10 protein-coding genes are annotated in these 10,268 nt (G+C 31.1%); 4 read left to right on the top strand and 6 right to left on the bottom strand.

Annotation, left to right across the window (positions count from 1 at the left end):
* Positions 1 to 61 precede the first annotated feature (61 nt).
* Positions 62 to 1,099 carry a hypothetical protein gene (locus B4E59_RS14090; protein WP_180904915.1) on the bottom strand — a complete coding sequence of 346 codons (1,038 nt, stop codon included), beginning with the start codon at positions 1,097 to 1,099 and terminating at the stop codon, positions 62 to 64.
* 104 nt (positions 1,100 to 1,203) lie between these two features.
* Here B4E59_RS14090 and B4E59_RS14085 point away from each other — a divergent pair, with 104 nt between their 5' ends.
* Positions 1,204 to 2,715, top strand: a complete 1,512-nt coding sequence (locus B4E59_RS14085; RefSeq protein WP_291053583.1) for a carbon-nitrogen hydrolase family protein — start codon at positions 1,204 to 1,206, stop codon at positions 2,713 to 2,715.
* 172 nt (positions 2,716 to 2,887) lie between these two features.
* Here B4E59_RS14085 and B4E59_RS14080 read toward each other — a convergent pair whose 3' ends face one another.
* Both B4E59_RS14080 and B4E59_RS14075 read right to left on the bottom strand, forming a co-directional pair.
* Positions 2,888 to 4,144, bottom strand: a complete 1,257-nt coding sequence (locus B4E59_RS14080) for a DUF3748 domain-containing protein (protein WP_291046424.1) — start codon at positions 4,142 to 4,144, stop codon at positions 2,888 to 2,890.
* A 442-nt stretch (positions 4,145 to 4,586) separates the two neighbouring features.
* Positions 4,587 to 5,099, bottom strand: coding sequence for a gamma carbonic anhydrase family protein (locus tag B4E59_RS14075; protein ID WP_286495943.1), 513 nt, complete (start codon positions 5,097 to 5,099; stop codon positions 4,587 to 4,589).
* A gap of 59 nt (positions 5,100 to 5,158) precedes the next feature.
* On the opposite strand from B4E59_RS14075, the gene B4E59_RS14070 reads away from it, so the two are divergent.
* Positions 5,159 to 6,040: a NifU family protein gene (locus B4E59_RS14070; protein WP_038333605.1), complete on the top strand. Its 882-nt coding sequence runs from the start codon at positions 5,159 to 5,161 to the stop codon at positions 6,038 to 6,040.
* A 75-nt stretch (positions 6,041 to 6,115) separates the two neighbouring features.
* Here the strand turns inward: B4E59_RS14070 and B4E59_RS14065 are convergent, their stop codons facing one another.
* The 3 genes from B4E59_RS14065 to B4E59_RS14055 form a co-directional block, all read right to left on the bottom strand.
* On the bottom strand, positions 6,116 to 6,691 hold the full coding sequence (locus tag B4E59_RS14065; RefSeq protein ID WP_221856134.1) for a hypothetical protein: 576 nt from the start codon (positions 6,689 to 6,691) through the stop codon (positions 6,116 to 6,118).
* Between the two features lie 84 nt (positions 6,692 to 6,775).
* Entirely contained in the window at positions 6,776 to 7,558 is a 783-nt protein-coding gene (locus tag B4E59_RS14060; protein WP_280049999.1) for a hypothetical protein, read from the bottom strand.
* A gap of 36 nt (positions 7,559 to 7,594) precedes the next feature.
* Positions 7,595 to 8,614, bottom strand: a complete 1,020-nt coding sequence (locus B4E59_RS14055) for an isoaspartyl peptidase/L-asparaginase family protein (protein ID WP_286495944.1) — start codon at positions 8,612 to 8,614, stop codon at positions 7,595 to 7,597.
* Between the two features lie 114 nt (positions 8,615 to 8,728).
* Here B4E59_RS14055 and B4E59_RS14050 point away from each other — a divergent pair, with 114 nt between their 5' ends.
* Both B4E59_RS14050 and B4E59_RS14045 read left to right on the top strand, forming a co-directional pair.
* Complete coding sequence (locus B4E59_RS14050) at positions 8,729 to 9,763, top strand: AI-2E family transporter (RefSeq protein ID WP_260509614.1); 1,035 nt, start codon at positions 8,729 to 8,731, stop codon at positions 9,761 to 9,763.
* 23 nt (positions 9,764 to 9,786) lie between these two features.
* A complete protein-coding gene (locus tag B4E59_RS14045; protein ID WP_291053577.1) occupies positions 9,787 to 10,218 on the top strand; it encodes an acyl-CoA thioesterase in 432 nt (143 codons plus the stop codon).
* Positions 10,219 to 10,268 lie beyond the last annotated feature (50 nt).

Genomic DNA, 10,268 nt, shown 5'->3' with positions numbered 1-10,268 from the left:
TATTTCAGGACGGGACAATTATATAAAAAAAGAAAGCTTCTCTATTTTTGAGAAGCTTTTCTTATTTTATCTGTTCCAAACTATTCGCAATTGCTTTATATAGAACTTCACCCATTCTTTCACAATTTTCGTAAGATTGATCTTTATAAAACTTTGCAAAACCAGTTCGTAATTGTGCAACATTTTCTGGTTTAGAAATATGATCATTTTTCATGATTTTCATTAAATCACGAAAACGTTTCGAACTATTCGAAATTCTTTTCGAAATCAAGGATTTTACTTCTTTTCTATATTGATCGACAGAATTTGGTTTCAAGCGATTATTCACCAAATCAACCATAATTTTATTTTCTTTGAAATACTGTGGTCGATAAATTTTTAAATTTCCTTCATAACATTGTTGATCGAAATCTATTGGTCGAATTCTATAGATAACTTGATCAAAATCGTGAATTGGAATCACCACATAATTATACGATCGCATATCACCTAAAAGACCAATAAAACAGCGTTCATTGAACTTTACAAACTCTTTTGCAATCTGATTTTTCTCTAAATCATTACATTTATCCAAATAATTTTTGATAAAAACATCTCCTGGAATTCCTAAAATATGCTCTTCAATCAATGTATTTTTGTAGACCAAAAAATTGATTCGATGTGGAGACAAAATATCTTCTAATTCTAAACCATAAATACGCGAAGCATCTGCTTTTTTGATGTAAAAATTGGTATAATTATCATTCAAAATATTACGAACCCGAATACGAAAAGGTTTCGAATTTCCGAACGTACAATAATCAATAGAATCAACAACAAGATAAGGCAAAGACTCCTCATCTCCGTCTGAATGTAAGTAGGTGTAAATTCTGTTTAGACTATCTTGAATTTCCTGATGTTCCGAGTCGGTATAATAAACACCTAACCAATGCGTATCATTTCCTTCCTTATCTTCCAATGCTACACAACCCGAAAAACGCATCAAATCATCATATTCTACACTCGCTTTTGTTTTGCGATGATATTTCTCTAAATAATGATTTAATTCGTCACTCACAGGATAAATAGGCTTTCTAAACTCTATTTTTACATCTTTCATTTCATGCTTATTAGTCTATACGAAGATAGGTCTAAATTTATTTTTTAAAATTGTTTATTGGATTAATATTTGCTAAATTCAAACATAATCTAAATCTAAATAAAATGAATATTCAGGTCAGAAATTTGACTCTTGAAGATTATAGTGATTTGACTGAATCTACAAAAGAAGCCTATCACAATCAGCTTGGAACTTGGACTGTCGACGAAATTAAAGAATTATTAGCTATTTTTCCGCAAGGTCAACTTTGTGTTGAAGTGGATGGAAAAGTTGTTGCTTCGGCATTAAGTATTGTGGTTAATTCGAAAAAAACGAATATCGAATCGAATTATGATACGATAACATCTAATGGTAAATTTTTAAAACATGATCCAGAAGGTGATGTAATGTATGGAATTGAAGTTTTTGTTCATCCAAATTATCGTCAATTGCGCTTGGGAAGACGTTTATATGACGAACGTAAAGCGCTTTGTGAAGAAATGAATCTAAAATCAATTGTAGCTGGTGGACGTATTCCAAATTATCATAAATATTCGCAAGAATTATCTCCTAGACAATATATAGAAAAAGTAAAAAGTAAAGAAATTTATGATTCAACTTTAGCTTTTCAGATTTCGAATGATTTTAATGTTAAAAAAATCTTGAAAAATTATCTGAAAGATGATAAAGAATCCTTAGAATACGCCACTTTATTAGAATGGAATAATATCTATTACGAACCTGAATTGAAATCTAATTCACCGACAAAACGTACTATTCGTCTTGGTTTGGTGCAATGGCAAATGCGTTTATTTAATGGTTTACAAGATTTTTATGATCAAATTGATTTTTTCGTAAGTGCGGTAAGCGATTATGGCTCTGATTTTATTATGTTTCCAGAATTTTTCAATTCGCCGTTGATGAGTCCATATAATCATTTGAAAGAGATTGAAGCGATGCATCAATTAGCAACGATGACGGACGATATTGTGAAGAAAATTCAAGAATTTGCAATTACATATAATGTCAATATTATTTCAGGATCTATGCCTCATCTAAAGGAAGGAAAACTATATAATACGTCATTTTTATGTCATCGTTCGGGGAAATTAGATTCGTATAGTAAAATACACATTACACCAAATGAGTTCAAATATTACGCATTGAATGGTGGCGATGAAATAAAAGTTTTTGATACCGACTGCGGAAAAGTAGGTTTACTAATTTGTTATGATGTCGAATTTCCTGAATTGAGCCGTATTTTAGCCGATCAAGGAATGGAAATTTTATTTGTTCCATTTATGACTGATACGCAAAATGGTTATACGCGAGTACGTAGTTGTGCGCAAGCTCGTGCAATAGAAAATGAGTGTTATGTGGCTATTGCAGGCTCTGTGGGAAATTTACCGCGTGTGAATAATATGGATATTCAATATTCACAATCGGCAGTTTTCACACCTTCAGATTTCTCTTTTCCAAACAATGGAGTTAAAGCAGAAGCAACTCCGAATACAGAAATGGTACTGATTTCTGATGTTGATCTTTATCTTCTAAAAGAGTTGCATGAGTATGGAACTGTAAAAACGATGAAAGACAGACGCAAGGATTTGTATGAAGTAAGACTAATAAAAACATAAAAAAAACCTCCAAATTGGAGGTTTTTTTTAGTTCTTATTCCCATTGGTTAGACTCGAATAAGAGCATAGACCTTAGGTTCGGTTAAGTATCTGTACTAAAATTAGAAATATTTTTTATAAGGGACAAATATTTTTTAGAAAACTTTGAACTTTAACATATTTCAATTTTGTTTTATAACTCTAATTCGAAGATTTGAATAAACTTTTCATTGAAATTATTTGAAACAAATTGATTAAAATAGATTTTTTTTCCATCGTTAGAAAAATGCGGAATTCCCGTTAATTCATTATTGATTTTTTGAACTTGATAGATTTGTTTAGATTTTTTTTCGGTTAAATCATTTAGATATATTTTATCGTTAACAAAATAAATAGCATATTTTCCGTTTGGTGAAAGATTGAATGGAGAGGTAATCGAATTTTCTAAAAAAGAATATTGAATAATTTCATTCGAAACTAAATTTACACCAAATAATTGCGTCTTATCAAATTCATCTTCCATCAAAAAATAGATGATTTTCCCATCAGGAGAAGAACGTAACCAATGTCTAAAATTACTAATTCCATGTTGAGTAAAAGTGATTCGTTTCTGCGAAATACAACTTGGCACATCTGGCAAAGTAGTTAAAGTTCCTTTTAAATTATCGTTTTCATCAAACCTTATTTCATTTGGAATTTCAGCAATAAAAATTTCCGTTTTCAAATTCCCTTTTTCATCACGCACATGTCCCTGAAATGCGATATTGTTTGTTGAGTTAATCCAACATTCATCAAAAGCTTTTTCGATTTCATCACTTCCATTTTTAGGATTTATCACTACTCTAGAAACGATAATCGAAAACATTTCACCAAAATTATTCTCTAATGTTTTATCAAAATCAACCTCAACTTTTTTGGGAAACATCATTCCAACCACTCGCTGATCTTTTATACTAGAATTGTGTTTGGATTCTTGTTCCAAGACATAATCGTTGTAAGTAAAACTAATCCAATTCTTCTCTTTTTGCCACGAATGCGAATGTGTTCCTCCACGCAAAGCACCATTTGTAAAGGGAAAATTTATATTTCGAGCATCCATAAAAATAGGCTGATTTGGAAATTCTAAATCAATTGCGACACCTGTCCTTCTTGTTGCCGAATACGGATTTGCTTGATTCGCATTTCGAATACCATGAATAAAAATAACTTTATTCTCAATTTGTGAAAAAGAGGCTGCACCTACTCCAGGACCAAACTCTGTTTGATTATTTGTTGTATAAATAATTTCGGATTCGTAAGTTTTCGTATGAAGTAAACAGATGGAAGAAGTTTCTCCAATTTTTGTATCATCATTTCGTCTATCAAAAACAAGATAATTGCCATCAACTGATTGAATTTGATTATGATGAAGCGTATGTCCAAAATCATCATAAGTTAACTGCTTTACCATATCGTATTGTTTAATAATATTTTATTTACTTAATAAACATTTAACAAGCAACTAAAAACGTAATTATTTGATTACTATAGACATTTCAACATTCTTTATAAAAATTTGTTACAAAACTGCATTTTATTTTTTTTGTCTGGATTAATTATGATTAATAATATACTTTTTTCAATGTTTTTATTTTCCTTAGTATAAGTTTTGTTAAACCTTAAACAACAAAGGTAATATTTAATGAAGATTTTGGAAAATCTACAACCAGAATTGATTCGCAATATGTTCCACAATCTGGAAATGATAACAACAATTGAATAGTTTTACCTCGTATAGACATGTTGTCAATGATATTATTTCTCCTTATCCAAAACAATTGCCTTTTTTGATGGTAAAGTTTGGAATTTCTGGAAGTAGAAAATAAAAGCTCAGTTACAGACTGAGCTTTCTTTTATTTATACCAACTACTATACATCAAATAATTATTGGCGATTCTTTCTATTTCGCCTTCTTTCAATTCTTTTGGAACATCTTTTATTTTTTTCGCTGGAATTCCAGCCCATAATTCTCCTTCTTTTACATGCGTTCCTTTGGTTAAAATTGCACCAGCAGCAATCAAAGAATTAGATTCAACAATGCAATCATCCATTACAATTGCGCCCATTCCAACCAAAACATTATCATGTATTGTACAACCATGTACAATAGCATTATGCCCTATCGAAACGTTATTTCCAATTGTTGTTGGCGATTTTTGATACGTCGCATGTATCGTTGCGTTATCCTGAATATTTACTTTATTCCCCATTTTGATATAATGTACATCTCCACGCACAACTGCTGAAAACCAAATTGAGCAATCATCTCCCATTTCTACCTCTCCTACAACCACAGCATTATCCGCTAAAAAGCAGTTTTCACCGAACTTTGGCGTATGCCCATTTAATTCTTTAATTATTGCCATAACAAAATCTATAATTCTAATGATAAAGATACATTTTTATAGCGTATTTTTGTAGAACTATGAGAGTATACGAAGAAATTACACCAAATAATAACGTGATGAAGTTCGTTTGTGACGAGACTTTAACACAAGGTGGCGTAGAATTCGATAAAGAATCTACAGCTACCGAATCTCCTTTAGCGCAAGTTTTATTGACTATACCATTTATTCAAAAAATATTTATCACAGCGAATTTTGTTGCGATAGAAAAAATAGATGCTGTTGATTGGGCTGATGTTACAGAAGATTTGAAAGAAATTATCAATGAACATTTAGAAGAAAATGCAATTTTAGCACCAATGAAAAAGGCTCCTATTTCTATTTATGCAGAAATGACGCCTAATCCTGCTGCGATGAAATTCGTTTCAAATTCTATGTTAGCGCCAGAAATCATCGAGATAAAATCGAGAGAAAAAGCTGCTGGAGTTCCATTAGCTGTTGCGATTTACAAAGAATATCCTTTTGTTGAAGAAGTTTTTATTGTTGATAATTATGTTTCTTTAACGAAAAACGAAACAGAAGATTGGTCACTTTGGGCGATGGATGTTCGTTCGTTTATTACGAATTATTTACAAGCTGGAGGTCCTGTTTTTGATGAATTTTATGAATTCACAACAGAAGCTCCTGAGCATGTTGTGGTAAAATCTGCTGAAGAGTTTTCTTCTGTTGAACAACAAATCAAAGCTATTTTAGACGAATATGTTCAACCAGCAGTTGCAAATGATGGTGGAAATATCGAATTAATTGAATTTGATGAAGAAACGAGAACAGCAAAAATGTTATTACAAGGTGCTTGTTCTGGTTGTCCGTCTTCTACAGCAACGCTTAAAAATGGTATCGAAGGTATTTTAAAACAAATGATGCCTGATGTTGTAGACAACGTTGAAGCTGTAAACGGATAAGATTAAACACATAGCATAGTATCAAAAAAAATCCAACTCGTTTTGAGTTGGATTTTTTTATTTAATATCTCTCGATTATTCATCAAAAAAGTCGATAGAACGACGATAATTATAAAAAAATAATCTTCTGCGAGCTTCTAAATCATTGACACGAATCGACGAAACATCATCAACCTGAAAATACAAAGAGCCTTCGTCCGTTCCTTCCGAACCAATACATTTTAACTCGAAATCATCTTCAGTTAAATTTCGAATAAAACCTGCAAAACGACTATTGTTATTTAATTGAATACGTGATACATATTCGGTTTGATCATTTATTTCGCCTAAAATTTGACGAACCCAATTTTCTTCTGTTGTTGCATTAAATGTAATTGGATTTTCTTGATCCAAATCAGTGTGATGTTCTTTCAAATAATTGAGACATTTGCAGTAATCATCAACATCTATTCGACTAATTTTGAAATAAGGTTCGATTAAAATTCCATCTTTTTTACCATATTTCGAAATGTGTTGCATCGTAAAAAATTCGTCATTAAAATCTAAAATATATCCAGCCCAAAAATTGTCTCCTTCTGGATCATTGTAAACGGCAATAATTGATTGATTTTCTTTTGAGTGTTGTAATATTTTATAGAAGTTAGAATTCATATTTCTTTGGGTTAAAAAGTCAAATTACGAATCTTTGTGGATAAAAAAAAGGTTCTTGATTATTTCAAAAACCTTTTCTTTCTATTAATTCGCTTTTCGGAAAATCGAAGCTTCATAACTTAATGATTGCCAATCTCCTTTTTGCAGATTATCTAATTTTATTTTTTTGTAGATATTTTCTTCTCCTGCAACTGTTATTGTAAATTGTGTACGATCTAAAATATTTTTTTCAGTAATTGTATAATTAATATCAAATTTCTTTTTTGTCAATTTCTCTACAATTGGTTTTAAATAAGCTATAGCAGCTTCAGAATTTTTGAATTGTTCGTTTTGTGGAAATTGCACATCAAAATATCCTTCGTATGTAAAATCTGGTTCTGTAATAATCAAATTATAAGGATCAGCAAACAAGGCTGGACGCTGTTTTTGGTATTCTTTTTCAGTTTTATATTGACGTTTTTCTTCTTTATAAATCAACGGATATTTATCAGCAAGAACAGCTAATTTATCGGTATCATAAGAATACGGAATTCCGTCATGAAAAACATTGTAGAAGGCAGGATTTACCAACCATTGATCGACAATTTTCTTATCTTTTACCATATAAATCATTACTCCATTATCTTGTGCTTGAAAAGTAGATGATTGATATCCATACTCCAAAATTGGTTTTCCTAATTGTATAGCCGCAGCATTTTCTAACATAAAATTAAACTTCTCATAAGCCTTTGTTTCATCGCTTAAAGGAGCCATTCCATATACTTTTGTCGAAGCATCTACATTTTTATCATTAATCATAGAGGTTACTTGCGCTGTTGCAAAATTTGCAAGAACAACAGTGGCTGTAAGTAAAATTTGTTTTATCATGTATTGTATATCTTTATTTTAAAATGTGTTCCAAATTTATTGATAAATTTCGATAGTTATCTTACCTGATTGTGTAATACTTCCGCGATACATTCCGGCAGTGTTAAAAGGAAAACTTGCTTGACCATTTTTATCTAAAATAATCATTCCGCCATCGCCTCCTAAATCACCAATTTTCTTAATAACTTCTTCACCAGCTTTTTTCGAAGAAAGTTTCTTGTAATTCATCAAAGCCGCAACATCATATGCCGCAACAGCTTTTATAAAATATTCGCCCCAACCCGTACTCGAAACACCAACTTCGCTATTTGCATACGTTCCAGCACCAATAATTGGCGAATCGCCTACTCGACCAAAACGTTTATTTGTCATTCCACCAGTCGAAGTTCCTGCCGAGATATGACCTTTATTATCCAAAGCAACTGCGCCTACAGTACCAAATTTTTCGTCAACAAAATTGAATGGAACATACGCTTGTGTTTTAGCATCATGGTCTAATTCCATTTTTTCTTTATCCTTTTCCAAAACTTTTTGAAGAGAATTCAAGCGTTCCTCAGTTTTAAAATAACTTGGATCAACAATTTCTAAACCTTGAGTTTGAGCAAATTCTTCTGCTCCTTTTCCAACCATCATCACATGAGCAGAATTTTGTAAAACAGCTTTTGCTGCTAAAATTGGATTTTTAATCGTTGTAACTCCAGCCACAGCACCTGCTTGCATTGTATTTCCAATCATCAACGAAGCGTCTAATTCATTTTTACCTTCATGCGTAAAAACCGCTCCTTTTCCTGCATTAAACAAAGGTGAATTTTCCATTACTTTTATGGCTTCTATCACTGCATTTTCACTTTCGCCACCTTGTTTGATGACTTCATAACCTTTTGTCAAAGATTCAGCTAAAGCATCTCGGTACGCTTTTTCCTTTTCGGGTGTCATATTTTTTTTCAGAATTGTACCAGCACCACCATGAATTACCAAAACAACTTTGTCTTGTTTCGTTTGTGCATATGTAGAGATTGTCAAAACTGATAAGATTAAACCGACTATTTTTTTCATGTGTAAAATTTTATTCAACGTCTAAAAATAGAAAAGTTTATAGAAATTAACTATTTTTAGCATTGAATTTGATAACGAAATATCAACAACTGTTATTAAACAAATAAATTACCTATGAACTCTAATAAACACTATCTTTCTAACAATGTCTTGTTACAGTTAGCATTTATTGCAATAATACTTTTAGTTTTTGGATTAATTACCAAAAATCTTTTAGCATTTTTCCCTGGACTTCTCGGTGCTTTGTGTTTGTATGTTTTGCTTTTAAATCCTTTGCAATGGCTAGTAAAAGTAAAAAAATGGAACAAATTAGCAAGTGTAATTATCTTAATGATTAGTAGCGCGATTTTGATTATTGGACCTCTTTATTTATTAATTCAAATGTTAACGAATAAAGTAATGGTGCTATTAAATGACACAGCTCAAATTAAAACAGATGTCAATAAAATTATTCAAATGTTGCAAACCAAATTTCATATCGATGTGTTTAGTGCAACAAACATTGAAAAAATAACACAAGTTGGAGGTAAATTATTAGAAAAAACACTGAATGCTTCAATGGATATGACAGTTCAGTTGGGTGTTGCTTTCCTTATTTTGTATTTTATGTTGATGAACCATCAAAAACTTGAAAATTGGTTTTACAGAACAATTCCGCTTAAAACAAGTAATTTAGTCAAAATGAACAAAGATTTGAAAGATTTAGTTATTTCAAATGCTGTCGGAATGCCATTAACAGCCTTTCTACAAGCAATAATTGCCTACATTGGATATCTTATATTTGGTGTAGATGATGCGTTTACTTGGTTTATTTTAACCATTTTTGCTGCAATGTTGCCTGTCGTTGGTGCCGCACTTATTTATGTACCTCTTGGACTATTTTTACTTGCAAAAGGTGAAACTGGATCAGCGGTTGGATTATTAATTTATTGCTTTGTAATTGTTGGGCTTTCAGATAATTTAATCCGTTTAGTTTTACAAAAAAAAATGGCAGATGTTCATCCATTAATTACTATTTTTGGAGTAATCGTTGGTTTAAATCTATTCGGATTTATCGGAATTATATTTGGACCTATCTTATTTTCAGTATTCTTTTGGTTAGTCAAATTGTACAAATACGAATTTATTGATCCAAATCCTGAAGATTAATTATTATTAAAAACCAATTAAAAATGAGTATAGAAAACTTTAAATTCTTTAAACCTTTAGAACCACGTTGGAGCGATTTTGATCCAATTGGTCATGTAAATAATGTATTTTATTTCGAGTATTTCCAGATCGGTAGAGCCTATTATATGATGGCTTCGAGCAAAAAATGGCAATGGACGCGACACATGTTTGTCATTGCACATATGGAAGCGAGTTACCAAAAAGAATTACGTCCAAATGCGATAGAACCTCGTATTGGTGTACGAGTTACAAAATTAGGAAATAAGAGTTTCGATTTTGAATATATTGTCACAAGTAAAAGCGAAAATGGTGAAGATGTTATTCATTGTATCGGAAAAAGTACACAAGTAATGTACGATATGGAAGAGAAAAAATCGATGGAATTGCCAGATTGGGTAAAAAATGATTTTAAGAATTACGAAAGTAATCTTTAGAAAATAATCCTAAAAAAAATACAACAGTAGTTAAGTCTTTTCATTAGATA

This window comes from Empedobacter sp. UBA2044 (assembly GCF_002333005.1).
Classification (GTDB): Bacteria; Bacteroidota; Bacteroidia; order Flavobacteriales; family Weeksellaceae; genus Empedobacter; species Empedobacter falsenii_B.
This window is presented reverse-complemented; position numbering and strand designations above follow the sequence as displayed.